Origin of the sequence: Bifidobacterium canis, assembly GCF_009727065.1 — a bacterium.
Lineage (GTDB): Bacteria > Actinomycetota > Actinomycetes > Actinomycetales > Bifidobacteriaceae > Bifidobacterium > Bifidobacterium canis.
Genome location: NZ_WNLP01000001.1, coordinates 557749 through 573196, shown reverse-complemented (window position 1 = coordinate 573196; position 15448 = coordinate 557749). Strand labels below are relative to the sequence as shown.

Below are 15448 nucleotides of genomic sequence, written 5' to 3'. Positions count from 1 at the left end.
GTGATGATCAGGAACACGGCGCCGATGATGATCAGCAGTGTCTTCAACGTGGCGTTCTGTTCGATGTAGCCGCATGCCTGTTCGATGGCCTGCCGGCTGGGTTGGACGATTTGCGGGCCGCGGCCAAGGTGACCTGTCTCATGGTGTTCGCCTTTCCTCAACACCACCCGTCCGTGACGTGGTGGTGTGCTTGTGTTCACATCCCCCGTCTATGCGCGCATAGACGGCCGGCATGGCTTGGTGGAGGAAACACAAGGATGATGACGAATGGTTCGCGGATCCGACCAAACAGCGTGAACCGGACCCGGATGTGCAACTGGTCAAACTCCAGGCGTCCCGCACACGCTGGTGGCGGCTGGTCACGTGGGTGACCCTGTTGTTGGCCGTGTACGCGGCCTTCACCGTATCCAACACGCCCACCCCGGCCACACCCAAGGGCGTGTCGTTGAATGAGACCGGCAAACAGGCCGCGTACAGCATCACGGAGCAATGGTTGGCCACGGGGCACCCGTTGGGCGCCCAGGCTCGGGTGGTCAGTTGGGACGGTGCCACCCGCACCCCTACCAGTGGCGGTGCGGTGTACCGGCATGTGCTGACGGTGGCCAACGGGGCGCGCTGGTGGCGGGTGGCCGTGGCGGTCAACCGGGACGGCACGCCCATAGGGTATCCGAACGCGAGCCCGGTGGCGGTGCCCGACACGCTCACCCCGGACGGGACGGTCGGCTGGAGCGGCACGATCAAGGACGCGCAAGGCTCGGACGCGCTCTCCACGCTCGTCACCCAATGGGCGCAGGCGCTCACCGGGTCGGACGCGGACCGGCTCAAGGTCATCATGGCCGACCCCGATCCGGCGAGCGTGTACCAGCCGTTGGGATTGGCCGGCCAATTCCAGTCCGCGACGGTCGACCGGGTCGCGTACGCGGACATGGGCAAGGTCGACAAGGAGAACCAGACCAGTGATAGGGCGTTCGCACGGGTGACGATCTCCATGACGGGCCGGGACAACCAACCGGTGCAATACGGGTTCGACCTGTTGTTGGCCGACCCGGACGGCACACCACGCATCCTCGCGTGGGGTGCGCCGGGGGATGCGCCCGGGTTGCGTGAGTACATGAACCGGTGGCATGGCAACCTGTTGGACACGGCCAGCGGGACGGGTCAGGGTTCCGGCCCGTCCCCCGCCCCGTCGACGAATTGACGGAAGAACAGGTCGGGGTCGGACACCACATGCACATGGTGGCCCAACCGTTCGAGCTTGTGGTGGATGGCGGGTTGGGTGCCGTGCGTGCGGCCTCCGGGTTGTTTCAACTCCACGAGGAACATGCGCCCGTCGGGCAAAAACAGGATCCGGTCGGGTACGCCCGCCACACCGGGTGACACCCATTTGGCCGCCCATCCGCCATGTTGGCGCGCCAACATGGTGAACCGGTGTTCCACACTGCGTTCCCTCATGGCCGCCCCCGATGTTTGCCGGGCCGGTCCGGTTGCCAGCCGGCCGTGTATTGCTCCAGCACGGCCGCCATGTCCGCGTGTCCCAGCACACGGCACACGGCCGGGTCCAAGCACTGCAACAGGCGGGTGTGTTGTTCGCCGGTCAACGCATGGTGTTCGGCGAGCGTGGCGAGCACCCGCGGATTGGGATCCCAGGACAGCTCGTCAATGACAGGTGCGGGCAACGGGTCGTGTGCGGCCAAGGCTTGGCGTACCGCGGGAATGGGGTCGTGGGCCAGGCGCATTTGGGTGCGCAACGGCAACGGTTGGGTCCGGGCGGCCAGGGCGCGTACGGGCGCATAAGGGCTGTACGCGCCTTGGCCGGGGTGGGAACAGTACTCGTCATACCAGTGCATGACCATAAGGTATGCGTCCGGTGTGGTTTTGGGCGCATAGGGGGGATGCAGCCGGGCCACCCCCTTGGGGTGTGGCCGGTGGTAATTGGACAACACCATTGCCGTCACCCCGATTGTGCAATATGCGCGTTGGGTTGGCGGGGAAAGAACCGCGTATGAGCAAGCACCTATCCCAACCGTGGCGCCCGGTCGCCATGGGCACTGTTGCCGCCGTGTTGGCGGCCGGCATGACCGTCGCCCCGGCGCACGCCACCGACACCACCCCCACCCCCACCCCCACTTCGAGTGCCACGGACACGCAGGACGCCACCCGTGACCGGTTGGAGAGCACGGTGCGGGCGGCCGAACAGGAACTGGATCGTGGATTGACGTATGAGGATACGCAAGCCGCAGCCCGGTTGCGCACCCTGACCGCCACCGCACGCCAACTGCTCACCGACACAGACACGGACACGGACCGGTTGGAACAAGCGGACGTGCAACTGCGAACCGTGTTGGACGCGATGCGCGGCACCAGCGTCCAGCAACGCCAGTTCACGCAAACCCTGCAACGGGCCCAAGCATTGGACGAACACGAATACCTGCCGGCCGGATGGGCCGCGTTGCAGGCCGCGTTGGATGAAGCCGGCCAGGTGGATGTGGACACGGCCAGCGCCACCCGGTTCGACACGGCCCGCACCCGGTTGGAGCATGCGATCGGCGCGTTGGCGACGGCCAAGTGGACGTTCCAAGGCGAACAACTCCACTATGACCAGGCCACCGACTCGTTCACCCTGACCATGGACAGCGACCCCAAGGACCAATTGACCGTCACCGGCCCTGACGGCCAGTCGTTCACCCTGACCGGCCCGGACGCGGTGTTCACCCAAGGCGCGGACACGTTGGGTGTGGGTGTGATGGAACGCGAATTGCACGGCACCACCCCAAGCGGCCAACAGGTCACCGTCCATGTGGCCGAACCGGCGGGCACCCCCACCACCGTCCATGTGGACGGCCTGTCCACACCACCCACCGCGTTCACCCTCACGGACAACGTGTGGACGGCACGCGCGGACGCGGCCAACCTGTTGGGCTCCACCCGGGGTGCGAATGGGGCGGTCACGGATGTGACCGCATGGGAGGGCCACGACGCCACCTTGTCGGACGGCACCCGCCTGCACGCCACCCTGGGGCCCGTCACTCTCGCCCAAGGCGAGCATGGCAAACGCACCTGGACACGGGACATCACCTACACGGGCCGGGATGCGCATGGCACCGTGGTGCGGGTGATCGTCACCGCCTCCCACACCTACGACCCGTCCGCCCAATTGACGCTGACCGCCACCAACGGGGACGGGGCCACTACGGATGTGTGGTCCAGTGGCATGCGGGACGCCACCGCACTGCCCGAGGCCATCACGTTGGATGCGTTGGACAACACCCGCATCGGCGAACGCTACCAGTTGACCGTCGGCGGGGTGGACCCCACCGCGAACACCGTGCGCGACACGCATGTGGCCAACAGCCTGGGCTCCAACGGCGAACGGGTGTTCACCGTGTCGTACACGGTCGACCGGTTGAACGGGACCGGCACCACGCCCGTGGCACGCACCGTCACCGTACGCCAACCGTTCAACCCGCCCGCGGAGGACACGACCCCCACGTTGGCGGTCCTGGAGGGGTTCATGGTCAACGGCCAACCCCTGGCGGGGTTCAAACCCACGGTCACCGCGTACACGATCACCGCGAAACAGGGCGAGAAGGTCACGGTCACCCCCGTGGCGGGCACGGGCGTGAAAGTCGTGGCGGGCGCCAGCCGGCAGACGGCGTACACGACGGTGCAAACCTGGCAGGTCACCGGCCCGGACGGCTCCACCCGCACCTACACCGTCACCCTCGTGCGCGAACACACCGACAAGACCGCGGACGAAAGGTTCGAGCCACCCACCCCCACCGGGCAGGTGTCCGACAAGGCCAACCCCAGTGAAACGAACACCAAACTCGTGTCCTACGGGTACACCCTGAATGGCGAATACCATCCCCAGGATGCCACCACGTTCACGATCCCCGAACATGGCGTGCTGGCATGGCGCTCGTACGCCGGACAGGTGGTGCAACCCACCGGCACCCGAATGCACGGCATGACATGGAAATACGATCTGGACGTGCTGGCCGCCGACCACACCACATACGGGCGCACCACGCTCACCGTCACCTACCTGACCCACGACACGCACCGGGCGGGCCTGACCGGCATCAAACTCGACGGCACCCCCATTGACGGGTTCACCCCCGACCGGTTGGAGTACACCGTGCCCGTCGACAACCCCGACCGGTATGTGCTCACCCCCGTATTCGACAAGATGACCGGCATGAGCGTGAGCATGGACAAACACGGCCATGACGCGACCATCGAAACGGTCAGCGCCGACGGGCTGGTCACCGTCACCTACCGTGTGCATGTGACCGCCAAGACCCCGGTCGACCAGGTCAAGGACGCGTTGGCCGCCACCGGCACCACCACCAGCGTGCTCATCTGGGCCAGCGTGGCACTCGCCGTGGTTGGTTTGGGCGCCCTGACGGCGACCATGATCACGCGCCGCCGCCACACCACCCCGGATCCCACCAATGGTGACGGGGTGAGCATGCGGGACGAATAACCCGCCAACCGGCAACACAAACAGGGGGTGTGATCCCCATGATGGGAACCACACCCCCTATCGCATCTGGTACCGGCGGTGGATTATGGGCAGTGGGGTGTGTTGGCACGCCGTGCCTGATCCATCACGACCGCGCACACCCCCATGCACTCCGCCAACCCATCACCCGGGCCCGCCAGACGGCCCACCACACGGAACGCGTCCAACACCCGGCGCCGCTGGACCGGATCCAAATGCTCCAACGCACGCCACGCATCCGCCAACACCACATAATCATCATGGCCCGCCGCAAACGCACCGAACAACTCAGGCGCCCCCAGACCGGCCAAACACGTTCCATCACCCATATTCTGCTTCGTCATGCCCCGCCCCAATGCGTCAGTCATACAACACCCCCGGATCCAACATGGCGGGGATCCGCCACCCGTCCAACCCGTCCAACCCGAACGCGGACACCATGCGCGCCAACTGGCCGCGCGCCCACCCACCATCCGCCCGTCGGGGCGCACCCGGGCTTGGCGTGAACCCATCCACCGTCTCCAACCGGTCACGCCACACCCGCCAATCGGCCGCATGATGGCGCGCCCGCTGCCGGCACAACCCCTCCAATTGGGTCAGCAGACTATCCGTACGCGCCGCGTTCACCCACACCACATGCGTATCCGCACACGCCTCATACGCCAACATCCGATCCCACCGGGCGAACTTGCCTGTCAGGGAGAAATTCGCGCTCGCGGTCAACTCCACGCATACGCGCAGGTGTTCGCCGATGAGGGTCACATCGGGACCGCCGTGGCCGGCCAACGGGTCGCCGGTGAGCAGGCTGAACCGTCCGTACAATTCCCCCACGGTGCGCCAACCGTGTTGGCGGGCGGTGATGCTCAACGTGGCGCACATGAGGTTGTGCCTGTCGTATTGGCGTGCGCCACGCAACGGGCCTGGCCCTATGGCGGCCGTTTGCATCGGGGTGCATCCCAACTGGTCGAGCACGGGTTCGATGGTGGTGTGGATCGGCAGGCGCCATGCGGTGAAGGGGGTATAGCCGGGGGTGCTGGATGCGCGCCCGGTGATGGACAACGGGTAGCCCACGTCCACCAAGCCCATGGATGCCATGTCCATGTAGATCAGGGCGCGTGGGTTGGCGGGCAGTTGCGGGTCCAAAGCGTGCAGTTGGCTGGTTTCCACGGTGCGGTGCTCATGGATCAAGGCGAGGGCGCGCAACACGAGGGGCAGACGCCGTTGCAGGCGCTGCCTGGCCTGGGTGGGATCGGTGAGCCATGCCGGCCGGTAGCCCAACGTGGAGTCCCACCAGTTGAGTTGGCTGCCCATCGCCCAATACTTGTCATCACTGGGATCGAACATACCCATCCCCTATGCCGTTGCTCTCCTTGCAAGTTATTATCCGAACCGGAGGGGTAAACAATGCAAACCATAATGGTTTGGTTTTTGTGTCCGTCAGAATCGGCGACGCAGTGACATCCCATGTTTCTTCACCGACCTGCAACTATCTTCACCGACCGTGCGAGTGATGTCGGTGAAGAAACCTAACTTTCTTCACCGACATTCGAATGTCACTGAAGGCTCCTAACCCTACTGCCATAAAGGGTTTATGAAGTTTCTTCGGTGACGCACCGACTTTTAAGGTCGTTCTATAGGGGAGCCGATTTAGGGGGTTCCTTTATGAACACGCTGCGTCGGTGAAGATACTTGTTTTCGAAGCCCCTAACACCAATCGGCAGTAAGGTTGAGCACTCTTCACCGACATTACTGCGTCGGTGAAGATACCTGCATGGTCGGTGAAACGTGTGGTTGGCGCCCGCGACCCATGTCATCCGCCCAACATGGAATAAAACCCTCCTGCAGTACAGTATTATCGGTGTCATTATTTGCATGCCGTGTGTTGTCGTGCATGCTGGTGGCGCACCCCGGACGCATAGGGTGGGGCATGAAGACACCCCCACACGACACGCAGTCGGCCGACGCGGGCGCACGGCGTGCGCACGGTTGGCGCGCATGGCCGGCATGGATCGGCCATAAGGCGACCACCATATGGCATGCCATGCGTTCTCCACGCGGCCGGCTGATGACACGAAGGATCGTGATGGCTGTGGTGGTGGTCGCGTTGGCGCCGTGGATCACGGTGCTGTACCGCATCATGCTCTACGGTGAGGCGTTCGACCAGATGCTCATATGGTGCGCCCTGTTCCTCATCTGGCAGACCCGCCGCACAGTACGCGACTGGAACCACACCCCCACCCCTACCGGCAAGGACAACGATCATGAGGCCACAACACACCATGCAGAGAACCAGCCAGCACGCCCCGCTCCCCCACGCCAATCACGCCACCCCGTCCGCAAACGCAAACGATGAGGATGCGAACCGTCCCGTCACCCGCCGCCCGGACGGCACCCTGCCGGCCAGCATGCGGTTGCGTCTGGCGTTGTTCAGCCACACCACCATCATCCCCTGACCCTCTCATGTGGCGGCCTTTGCTATGATGGTCCATGTTTGCCTGGCATATTTTCCCGTGCCGGCAGCCTGTTTTCCACGCCCGCCCCGGTTGGACCCACCGTCCGGCCGGGGCGGGCGCAGTTCTCCCCCCCCGCACCGTCCCAACTTTGCGCGGACGCATGAATCCGCCAACACCACACACGGGAAAGGACGGGGATCATGACCATCATCACCAACACGCAGGCGCCGGCCATCATCGAAGACATCGTGCGCGCACACCACCTGCCCGGCAGGTTCCGTGCAGACACGGCCAACAATTCGCTCAGCACCATTCTGTGCACCATCGACGAGGTCGACGCCGAGGCGCGCAAGGTGCTTTTCACGGTCAGGAAGAGGGGGCTTCGCACCCTCACAAGACAGCGCAGCATCCGAACAGGCAAGGACGGCGAATACTTCACCTTCGCCGGACACACGTTCCACGCATGGCAGTTCCAGACATGGGAGGAACACGCCGACATCATGGAGGATTTCTTCACCCACTACCGCATCCGTGATTCCCATGTGCCCAACGTGCACCAATCACAGGGCCGTGGCGGGACCCCCATGTTCGAGGACGCGTTGGTCGCTTCCGGGTTGCCGTACGGCGACGACATAGATGCGTAAACGACAGCGGGACGCATAACCGGGGTGCGCAAGCACAAAGGAGGCATCATGACCGGCAACCTCAAAGCCGTCCCCTATACGGTCACGGTCCCAGCCGGGGACGGGTACGATTTCGACCACATGGAAACCCGGTGGCGGCTTGTGGACACGGCCACCAGCGACATCGTGGACGATGCGCAAGGATATGGATACCGCACCGCGGCGGCCGCATACCGCGCACACGGGTACAAAACCACCACATGCCGGCGCGGCACACGGCCGTCGATTATCAAACGACGCGCGCAGGCATGGTGGCGGACGCATGGACAGTTGCGCGCCGAATTGGAGGAAATGCAACTGCAGGCATTGAAACAAGGCATGCCCGACCGTGCCATGCGCGAGGTGTGCACGCGATACATGCATGACCACGTTTCGCCGCCGCACGGGTTGACCGTACCGGACCTGCTGCGGTACTTCTAGAAAGGAATCCACCCATGGCCGATTACGAGGCGGTGAAAGTCCCGCTCGACCCCACGCCCGCGCAGGAGCGCATGTTCCGTATGTACGCGGGCGCGGCACGCTTCGCGTACAACGCCGCATTGGCGCACATGAAGGGACAACTGGACGAACGCAAGGCGCAGATCGAGGCGGGGTGGCCAAGAAGGACCTTGTCAAGATCGACAACAATGTGGTCAAGTTCGGCTATTGGTGGCGCGCCAACCGCGACACGTTGGCACCGTGGTGGCCCGAGGTCGCCTCGCAGGTGTTCAACTGCGCGTTCGACAACCTCGGCCACGCATCCGCCAACTTCCTCAAAAGCCTGTCCGGCAAACGCCAAGGCGGCCCGGTAGGATTCCCCAAATTCAAACCGCGCGCCGCGGCCAAGGCGTTCGCGTTCAGCACTATCACCATCCCGGACGCGCACGGCGTGAAACTGCCCCGCATCGGCCGCGTCCACACATTGCGCAACGTCGAACGGCTGGTGGCTGGACGCGCCACCAAAACCACGACGATCCGTTGTGAGGCGGGACGTTGGTATGCGAGCATCCTGTGCGAAACACCCACCCCCACACCGCCCGTGAACACGAAACCCGAAGTATGGGTGGTGTTCGGGTTGGACGAGTACATCGCCCTGTCCGACGGCACCCGGCTCACCAACCCCCGGCCTTACCGGCATGCGTTGGCTGATCTGCGAAAAGCCTCCCGTGATTTGTCGCGCAAAACCCCCGGAAGCGTCCGTTATCTGGATCAGCAACGCAAGGTCGCCCGCATCCACAAGCGTGTCAAGGCGTTGCGTGACAACGCGTTGCATGCGGCCAGCAAACGGTTGGCCGAACACTATGGCGTGATCCATGTGCAACGCATCCATCTGGCACGCGGCATGCGACACCATGTGCTCGCCCAACCGTTGGCGGACGCCGCGTTCGCCGAGTTCACCCGCCAACTGGCGTACAAAACGGCACGTACCGGCGCCATCGTGCACATGCACGAACCAATGACGGTTGAACAGCATGTGGACGCCATGGCGTTGGCGCAACGTCTTGCCAATGGACCGTCGCCGGACGCATAACCACAACAGACAGCTGCATAAGAGGCTTGTGCAGGATACGAACCGCACTCTTGGTGTGGGGATACGGACAACGGGCGTGGAGAACCCAATGCCAACCACCTTAGGATCGTTGGACGGGTACTGGGAAGCGCCTATCAAGCAGCCACCATCGTAGTGGTGGTGTGAGGCTTGAAGCTGACCGTCGCAAGACGGTCATGTCCACATGCTCATGGGGCGAATCGAAGGTGTTCGGGCCTCCCCGATGATGATGAACCTTGGTTTTTCAACGGTTCGGACAGGGGGCGCCCCACACGCGAGTGGAGACTCCCACTGGGTGCAGCATATCATCGTCACCGCAGTAGGGCGCCCCCACATGGCGAGTGGAGACTCCCTACATGCGAGGCACTGGAGCTGGCTGGAGGACGCCCCACACGCGAGTGGAGACTCCGTTGGACGTGACGCCGGTTGCTCCGGCTCATAGTCGCCCCATACAGGCGAGGACACTCCCCGCATCTCGCCGTTCGCGCCCACTTCGACGGGGATGTCCCCATACAGGCGAGGACACTCCTCCTCGGCCGCTCAACCCCGCTGCTGATTGCCCCTTTCCGGTCGCATAGAGGGTGGGTGAACGCACACCATATGTCGGGAAGGATGATGATCATGGCACAGCCACGCAAACCCAAAGGGTCACCCAATGGCACGGGAGGCCAATTCGACCATATGAACCACACGGACATGGGCCTGCCCGCGTTGGACGTGTCCACCCAACCCGTGGGCGGACAGTTCATCGACAAGACCGCCGAGATCGCGGAAAAACTGTTCGACCGCAAGCAGGACTGGGACGATCTGCCCATTGGCGGGTGTTACCGGATCAACGATTTCGGCGATTACGTCACCGAGGACGATTGGCGGGACGTGTGGGACGAGCACCCGTTGGAGGAAAAAGCATGGATGCTCGCCGACAACGGCCAGTACACCACGGACGAGGTCGCCCACATGAGCCCCGCTGAGATCGAACACGCTTATGATGCGGGTGGTTTCCACCCCGCGTACGTGTTTTACACCGAAAAGGACGAGGACGATTACGATTTGGACGAGCCCATCGGCGCCACGGTTGCGGATCGTGTCCGCCGGACCGGCGAACAATTGGCGCAACAATCCGGCGAATCCATGGATTTCAACCCGGGTGAAACGGTGCACGCCACCCCGGACGGGTTCGTGGGCGAACATGAATGGGAGCAGGCGTGGGGTGACCAACCCTTGTATGTGCGCGCCGCGTACGAACTGTCGTGCCGGCACCCCGGATTGCACATGGAGAACCTGTCTCCCATGCAGATTGTCACGATGAACAACAGCGAGCAGGCGTACGAACAATACGTGTGGGGTACAGGGCGCTCCAACGAAACGGACACCGACCTCGACCATGACACGCGCCTCAACATGGACATGTACCGGCAGAACGAACGCAACGCGCAATATGCGGGCCGTGACCTGAACAATGTCATCTGCATGCGCGAAGCCGCGTATACGGGCAATGACGGCACCCTCACCACACAAGTGCGGCAATCCACGCTCCGTGTGCTGGATGCGCCAGACCCGACCGGGGACATGGACTCCCTGTCCACCATCGCGTTGGGGTTGAACCATGATCCGGTCCACACGGTCGAGATGCTCACCGGGCAGATGAACACCAAGGCCGCCAGCGAGGGCGTGGGATTGCAACAGACCCTGGTCCAACAATTGGCCGCGCATCCCGACGCGAGCGCCCAACGCAACGCGCGGGCGTTGTCCACGGTGTTGACGTGTGTGGAGAGCAATGCGGATGATATGCAAGGGGCGGCTTGGTTGTCCGCGTCGGTGCGGTTGTACGCCGATTGTGTTGGCGGTGTGGGCGATCGGGCGGAGACACGCCGTTGGGCCCAGCAGATCGCCACCATGCCCGGTGGCGGTCAGCCGTTGGCCACAGCCCGCACGGTGGCGTCCGCGATCGTCTTGCATATCGATGGGGCGATGGGGGCTGAGTGACCGCGTGCGCAAGAACACCCCACCCATATTTGAAGGCGGGTGGGGTGTTCTTGTGTGTCCCGTGGCCTTGGGCGGGTCAGTATTGATGGCGTGCTTGTGCGGCATCCTTGTGGCATTGCTGGCAATGGGGCCATTCGTATGGTTCGGTTCCGTATATGGTGCGCCACTCGTCGCGGCGTGCGCTGGCGAGGCGTTGGCGTGCCAGGCTTTGGTAGGTGTTGGCTTGGTCGGCGATCAGCCGTTCGCGCATGGTGGCCTCTTGGATGGCGTCCGGGTCGCCTGCGAGCAGGTCGATCGGATGGTCGGTGTGGTCGAACAGCCAGTCCGTGAACCGTCCGGCCAGTTCCATGTAGTGCGCCGCCTCGTCGCGCAACGCCTGTGATGCGGGATTGTGGGGCAGGTCGTATGGGTATGGTTCGCCCTCATGCACATGCCCCTGTTGGTTGTGGTTGCCCATGGCCGCTCCCCCCTTTTTTCCTGTTGGCGGCCCGTGTTGGCTGCCCGTGGCATGGCTCATGCGTCCCCGTGGTGCGATGACGGGGCGCGGACGCATGCACCATGCCAACCGTCCACCGTAAGGAGCACGAGCATCATGGACCGGAACACCACCACACTCATCACCGCCACCTACAACCATCTCACCCATGGCACGCCCGTCGATGACACCACGGTGTGTGCCTTGGCCGCGCTGATCGACGACGATATCGCCGCCCGTGACGCGCTCATCATGTGCGCCCTGACGCCCACCAGGACGCTCACCGATACGCTCGACCTCGCCCAACACCCCCACACGCCCGGCAACAAACAGCAGGTGAAAGAGACGCTCAACGCCATCTGCGAGGGGCTCGCCCCAATTGACGCCACCGGGTACAGGCGTCTCATGGGACTCGCCGAACGGATGCGGGGCGTGTGCGCCGAACACGCCAATATGGCCACGGCGTTGGCGATGTGGCTGGCATGGCTCACCGATGACATGGAGGCATTGCATGAGCATACCGCACACCTCGATGCCAGCCAACCGGTGCCGAGCCTTGCAGCGCTCGCCGCCGTGGGCGCGTCCGTGGGCATGCGTAGCCATGCGGTCATGGCATGAACCCGGCCATGCAATGTGCATCCATGCCCACGATGCCCGGGCCGGGGACGCATGGGTGGGGTGCATACGCGAACACCACCACAATGCAAGAAAGGTTGACGATCATGGGCAATGCGAACGATATGCCGGAGTGGATGCGCGACCGGTTGGCCAAGCAGGCGCGCCGGTCGATTACTTGGACGGACCGGGTGCGCCGGGTCAAAGAGGGTGAATCGTATCTGCTGCTCACATGCGACGACAATGGGGCATATGGGGAGCACATCGTCACCGCCACGAAGGCTCCGGACAGGGAGAACCTGTTCGAATTGCGTGAACGCACCACCGCCACTAGTAACCGGTTCATCATGTATGCCACCGGCGGCGGCACGCTCTCCCCCACCGCCGCGTTGGACGAACGCCCCATCGCGGTGTTGTGCACCCGGCACGCCTACCACCAGCTGAACGCCGTGTGGGGCAACACCATCACCACCAGAACGTACACCGCCATCGACTATGACACGCCCGCCACGGGACTGGTGACGGTCACCACCCTGTTCGGCACAACCATCACCTACCCCCGCGAACGTATCCTCGGCATCGTATGATCACACCTGTAACGGGGGTGTAGGGGCGTATGGGGCCGGTTCCATACACCCATACACCCCCCTCTTTGGGTTATGCAGGTTCATTGGCTGAGGTGTTCGCGCAACCCCAGGCACCAGTCGATGGCGGCGGCGGCCTGGCGGGGCACGACCCCGTTGCCCAGCATGCGGATCATCATGTTGCGGTGGTTGCCCTCCACGCCCCGCCAATGCTCCGGGTCGGTGACCCACCCGGCGGGCAAACCCATCATCCACTCCACGAACACGGGTGACAGATACGTCAAACTCGCCGGCAGGGCACGGCCCGACAGCCGCTCCCATGCCTGCAACACACACGGTTGGGGCAGTATGTCCGCGTCCAACACCACATCCTCGCCCACACGGTCCGCCCAGATGGCCTGCCACACATCCAACGGCAGCAACGCGGACACATCGCCCGATTGGCGCCATATGGCCATGACGCGCCCGCGCATCGGCATGGTCACCCACTGTTCGCCTTTGGGGCGGTTGGGTGTCAGCGCATGGCGCAGCAACCAGCCGGGTGTGAGCCCTTCCGTGGGCAATTGGCGCACCCATTGGCGCAACACGCGTGTGATGCAGGTGGGACTGGGCGCCGTGCGGCCCAACGTCCGCTCCCACACCCGGATCGCGGGCGTGAACCGCCCGTACCGCCCGTACCCGTCCGGGGTCATCATCATCACGCTTTCACGCACGTTGCCCGTCTGTTCGCACGCCATGCCACTGGCCCGGCCACGGTGCAGGATACGGTCCCGGGCGGCGCCCGTGCGGGCGGGCAGCATGTCCATGGTGTTCGGTGTGGGCAGCATCAACGGCATGCCGAACCTGACGGCGCCCTCCAAACACTCCTGGTTGCACCGCTGATTCAACCCGTTCGCATCCCGGGCGCGTGGTGTGGGCAGAAACCCACTGGTGGACCCTTCGAATCGTGGATACGCCATCATTGCTCCTCTCCCATGAGATTGACCATGTCCGACAACCCCAATTGACGCCCAGTGTGCGCCCGGTACCGGCTGGTGGCCTGGTTGCCGGCCTTGTCCGCGTCGTACACGGCGCTGGGGGTGGGCAGCAACCGGTCACGGAATCGCCGTTGCCTGTTGGTGATCCGTCCGGGGAAATCCAACAGGCGCACCTGCGTCGCCAAAAACGTCGACCCCGACAGGGGCCGGCCGGACACGCCGGGCAGGTCACTGGCCGCGTCCGTGGCCTTCGGCGTGTACATCACCATGCCATTGCCACTGCCGGCCGGTTGCAACCCCGGGTCGTGCACGGGTTGGTTCACCCATTCGGCCGGCGCCAACCATGCGCGCCCCTCGGCCATGATCCCGTGCTTGGGCCACGGGTCCGTGAACATGGCCGGTTCGTCGAACAGGTCACCGCCCATGGGATTGCACCACACGTCCCTATCCCGGTCCCATGTGGCGAACGGCATGCCCTCAGGGCGCATGGGGCCCAGGCTTGCCAGGCGCGCCAGACGCGCATTGGCGGGAGTGGGATCGGCTGGGTTGGGTTCGCGTGGCCAGGCGCATACGAACACGCGCAGGCGTTTGTGGGGCGCACCCGTGTCGGAGGCGAACATGGCGTGCCATACCGCGTCATAGCCCAGGTTCGCCAGATCCCCCAACACACGTCCCAACGCGCGGATCGTGCACCCCGTGTGCGCACCGTCCAACCGCGCGTCCCCCGCCAACCATTGGCCGTTGGCATGCTCGAACAGGGGCAACCCGCATTGCGTGCATTGGTATTGGCCCGCCTCACCCAAAAGTTGGTGGGCGCGCAGCCAGTCCAACAACTGGTCGTCCATACGGCCCGCGCCCTCCCCGGTGTGCGGGGTGAACCCGTCCACCATGGGCGGGCGGGGCTCCATGCAACCGCACAACCCGTGTTCGGCGAGCAAACGGCCGCGCGCGTCCGCCATATGCACGTCCTGTTGGCTGGACGCCACGGCGGACAGGCTGCCCGCCACGTTCTCCCACACCACCAACGCGGGCCGCAATGTTTCGATCGCATCGCACTGGTGGGACCATAACCCCGAACGGGTGCCGTGTTTCATGCCGGCGCGCAAACCCGCCAAGGACATGGATTGGCACGGGCTGCCGCCACACACCACGTCCACTTGGGGCATCCCCTGCCAGTCGACGTGGGTGATGTCCCCCAGGTTGGGCGCGTCCCAGTGGGCGGCGAGGATCGCGGTGGGCCCCGGTTCGATGTCGCACACGGCGACCGGGCGCATGGGCCCCAACGCCTGTTCGACGCCCATGTCCAGACCGCCGTACCCGGAGAACAGGCTCAACAACGGGGTGGCCGATGGGTGTGTGTGTTCCTTGCTGGTATCCATGCCCGCTGGCGATGCGTCACCACCCCGCACCCCACGCCAACAAAAACAATGCCAACGAAAAACACAGGGACGGTGGGGAAAAATAACCGTCCGTCCCGGTTGCGGCGCCCGTTGGCAACGGCGGCATGCTTCAGTGGCCCCAGGGCACCCTTCACCGACGCAGTGATGTCGGTGAAGAGTGCTCAACCCTACTGCCGATTGAAGTTCAGAGCCCCAAAAACAACTTTCTTCACCGACGCAGTGGGTTCATAAAGGAACCCTTGG

The 15448-nt window shown here is 64.2% G+C and carries 16 protein-coding genes and 2 pseudogenes; 10 read left to right on the top strand and 8 right to left on the bottom strand.

Annotated features, from left to right (window positions below):
- Positions 1–200, bottom strand: a pseudogene (locus GSD1FS_RS02420) (hypothetical protein); the annotation flags it as partial.
- Between the two features lie 32 nt (positions 201–232).
- Here GSD1FS_RS02420 and GSD1FS_RS02415 point away from each other — a divergent pair.
- The gene (locus GSD1FS_RS02415; RefSeq protein WP_155588188.1) at positions 233–1198 is read left to right on the top strand and encodes a hypothetical protein; all 966 of its coding nucleotides are present in this window, start codon (positions 233–235) and stop codon (positions 1196–1198) included.
- Here the strand turns inward: GSD1FS_RS02415 and GSD1FS_RS02410 are convergent.
- Entirely contained in the window at positions 1159–1437 is a 279-nt protein-coding gene (locus GSD1FS_RS02410; protein WP_343030163.1) for a VRR-NUC domain-containing protein, read from the bottom strand. The two genes, GSD1FS_RS02415 and GSD1FS_RS02410, sit on opposite strands and share 40 nt — an antisense overlap.
- Positions 1438–1448: 11 nt before the next feature.
- Positions 1449–1946 (bottom strand): hypothetical protein, encoded by a 498-nt coding sequence (locus GSD1FS_RS02405; protein WP_155588186.1) that lies wholly within the window; start codon positions 1944–1946, stop codon positions 1449–1451.
- A 56-nt stretch (positions 1947–2002) separates the two neighbouring features.
- Between GSD1FS_RS02405 and GSD1FS_RS02400 the strand changes: the two genes are divergently transcribed.
- Positions 2003–4486, top strand: coding sequence for a hypothetical protein (locus tag GSD1FS_RS02400; RefSeq protein WP_155588185.1), 2484 nt, complete (start codon positions 2003–2005; stop codon positions 4484–4486).
- A gap of 83 nt (positions 4487–4569) precedes the next feature.
- On the opposite strand, the gene GSD1FS_RS02395 is transcribed toward GSD1FS_RS02400, so the two are convergent.
- Both GSD1FS_RS02395 and GSD1FS_RS02390 read right to left on the bottom strand, forming a co-directional pair.
- On the bottom strand, positions 4570–4872 hold the full coding sequence (locus tag GSD1FS_RS02395; protein ID WP_155588184.1) for a hypothetical protein: 303 nt from the start codon (positions 4870–4872) through the stop codon (positions 4570–4572).
- Entirely contained in the window at positions 4865–5848 is a 984-nt protein-coding gene (locus tag GSD1FS_RS02390; RefSeq protein WP_155588183.1) for a hypothetical protein, read from the bottom strand. Before GSD1FS_RS02390 ends, GSD1FS_RS02395 begins: the two co-directional genes overlap by 8 nt.
- Positions 5849–6431: 583 nt before the next feature.
- Here GSD1FS_RS02390 and GSD1FS_RS02385 point away from each other — a divergent pair.
- The 6 genes and pseudogenes from GSD1FS_RS02385 to GSD1FS_RS02355 all read left to right on the top strand — a co-directional run bounded on the left by GSD1FS_RS02385 (position 6432) and on the right by GSD1FS_RS02355 (position 11154).
- Positions 6432–6857, top strand: coding sequence for a hypothetical protein (locus tag GSD1FS_RS02385; RefSeq protein WP_155588182.1), 426 nt, complete (start codon positions 6432–6434; stop codon positions 6855–6857).
- Positions 6858–7157: 300 nt separating this feature from the next.
- Positions 7158–7601 carry a hypothetical protein gene (locus GSD1FS_RS02375; protein ID WP_155588180.1) on the top strand — a complete coding sequence of 148 codons (444 nt, stop codon included), beginning with the start codon at positions 7158–7160 and terminating at the stop codon, positions 7599–7601.
- A gap of 48 nt (positions 7602–7649) precedes the next feature.
- Positions 7650–8060, top strand: coding sequence for a hypothetical protein (locus GSD1FS_RS02370; RefSeq protein ID WP_155588179.1), 411 nt, complete (start codon positions 7650–7652; stop codon positions 8058–8060).
- A gap of 14 nt (positions 8061–8074) precedes the next feature.
- A pseudogene (locus GSD1FS_RS10365) lies at positions 8075–8203 on the top strand (helix-turn-helix domain-containing protein); the annotation flags it as partial.
- A gap of 29 nt (positions 8204–8232) precedes the next feature.
- Complete coding sequence (locus GSD1FS_RS02360) at positions 8233–9150, top strand: RNA-guided endonuclease TnpB family protein (protein ID WP_196424999.1); 918 nt, start codon at positions 8233–8235, stop codon at positions 9148–9150.
- A gap of 618 nt (positions 9151–9768) precedes the next feature.
- A complete protein-coding gene (locus tag GSD1FS_RS02355) occupies positions 9769–11154 on the top strand; it encodes a hypothetical protein (RefSeq protein ID WP_210766383.1) in 1386 nt (461 codons plus the stop codon).
- Positions 11155–11230: 76 nt separating this feature from the next.
- On the opposite strand, the gene GSD1FS_RS02350 is transcribed toward GSD1FS_RS02355, so the two are convergent.
- Entirely contained in the window at positions 11231–11611 is a 381-nt protein-coding gene (locus tag GSD1FS_RS02350; protein ID WP_054320835.1) for a hypothetical protein, read from the bottom strand.
- Positions 11612–11746: 135 nt separating this feature from the next.
- Here GSD1FS_RS02350 and GSD1FS_RS02345 point away from each other — a divergent pair, with 135 nt between their 5' ends.
- Together GSD1FS_RS02345 and GSD1FS_RS02340 are read left to right on the top strand one after the other, a co-directional pair.
- Positions 11747–12247 (top strand): hypothetical protein, encoded by a 501-nt coding sequence (locus tag GSD1FS_RS02345; protein WP_155588175.1) that lies wholly within the window; start codon positions 11747–11749, stop codon positions 12245–12247.
- Between the two features lie 23 nt (positions 12248–12270).
- Complete coding sequence (locus GSD1FS_RS02340) at positions 12271–12831, top strand: hypothetical protein (protein ID WP_155588174.1); 561 nt, start codon at positions 12271–12273, stop codon at positions 12829–12831.
- 80 nt (positions 12832–12911) lie between these two features.
- Here the strand turns inward: GSD1FS_RS02340 and GSD1FS_RS02335 are convergent, their stop codons facing one another.
- A complete protein-coding gene (locus tag GSD1FS_RS02335) occupies positions 12912–13688 on the bottom strand; it encodes a hypothetical protein (RefSeq protein ID WP_155588173.1) in 777 nt (258 codons plus the stop codon).
- A 98-nt stretch (positions 13689–13786) separates the two neighbouring features.
- Complete coding sequence (locus GSD1FS_RS02330) at positions 13787–15184, bottom strand: DNA cytosine methyltransferase (protein ID WP_155588172.1); 1398 nt, start codon at positions 15182–15184, stop codon at positions 13787–13789.
- Positions 15185–15448: the final 264 nt, after the last annotated feature.

What these genes read in the sequence shown, in the direction of transcription:
- GSD1FS_RS02395 (WP_155588184.1), bottom strand. Translation starts at nt 4,872, where the DNA reads ATGACTGACGCATTGGGGCGGGGCATGACGAAGCAGAATATGGGTGAT.
- GSD1FS_RS02355 (WP_210766383.1), top strand. Translation starts at nt 9,769, where the DNA reads ATGTCGGGAAGGATGATGATCATGGCACAGCCACGCAAACCCAAAGGG.
- GSD1FS_RS02385 (WP_155588182.1), top strand. Translation starts at nt 6,432, where the DNA reads ATGAAGACACCCCCACACGACACGCAGTCGGCCGACGCGGGCGCACGG.
- GSD1FS_RS02390 (WP_155588183.1), bottom strand. Translation starts at nt 5,848, where the DNA reads ATGTTCGATCCCAGTGATGACAAGTATTGGGCGATGGGCAGCCAACTC.
- GSD1FS_RS02405 (WP_155588186.1), bottom strand. Translation starts at nt 1,946, where the DNA reads ATGGTGTTGTCCAATTACCACCGGCCACACCCCAAGGGGGTGGCCCGG.
- GSD1FS_RS02400 (WP_155588185.1), top strand. Translation starts at nt 2,003, where the DNA reads ATGAGCAAGCACCTATCCCAACCGTGGCGCCCGGTCGCCATGGGCACT.
- GSD1FS_RS02350 (WP_054320835.1), bottom strand. Translation starts at nt 11,611, where the DNA reads ATGGGCAACCACAACCAACAGGGGCATGTGCATGAGGGCGAACCATAC.
- GSD1FS_RS02330 (WP_155588172.1), bottom strand. Translation starts at nt 15,184, where the DNA reads ATGGATACCAGCAAGGAACACACACACCCATCGGCCACCCCGTTGTTG.
- GSD1FS_RS02375 (WP_155588180.1), top strand. Translation starts at nt 7,158, where the DNA reads ATGACCATCATCACCAACACGCAGGCGCCGGCCATCATCGAAGACATC.
- GSD1FS_RS02345 (WP_155588175.1), top strand. Translation starts at nt 11,747, where the DNA reads ATGGACCGGAACACCACCACACTCATCACCGCCACCTACAACCATCTC.
- GSD1FS_RS02415 (WP_155588188.1), top strand. Translation starts at nt 233, where the DNA reads ATGGCTTGGTGGAGGAAACACAAGGATGATGACGAATGGTTCGCGGAT.
- GSD1FS_RS02370 (WP_155588179.1), top strand. Translation starts at nt 7,650, where the DNA reads ATGACCGGCAACCTCAAAGCCGTCCCCTATACGGTCACGGTCCCAGCC.
- GSD1FS_RS02340 (WP_155588174.1), top strand. Translation starts at nt 12,271, where the DNA reads ATGCCCACGATGCCCGGGCCGGGGACGCATGGGTGGGGTGCATACGCG.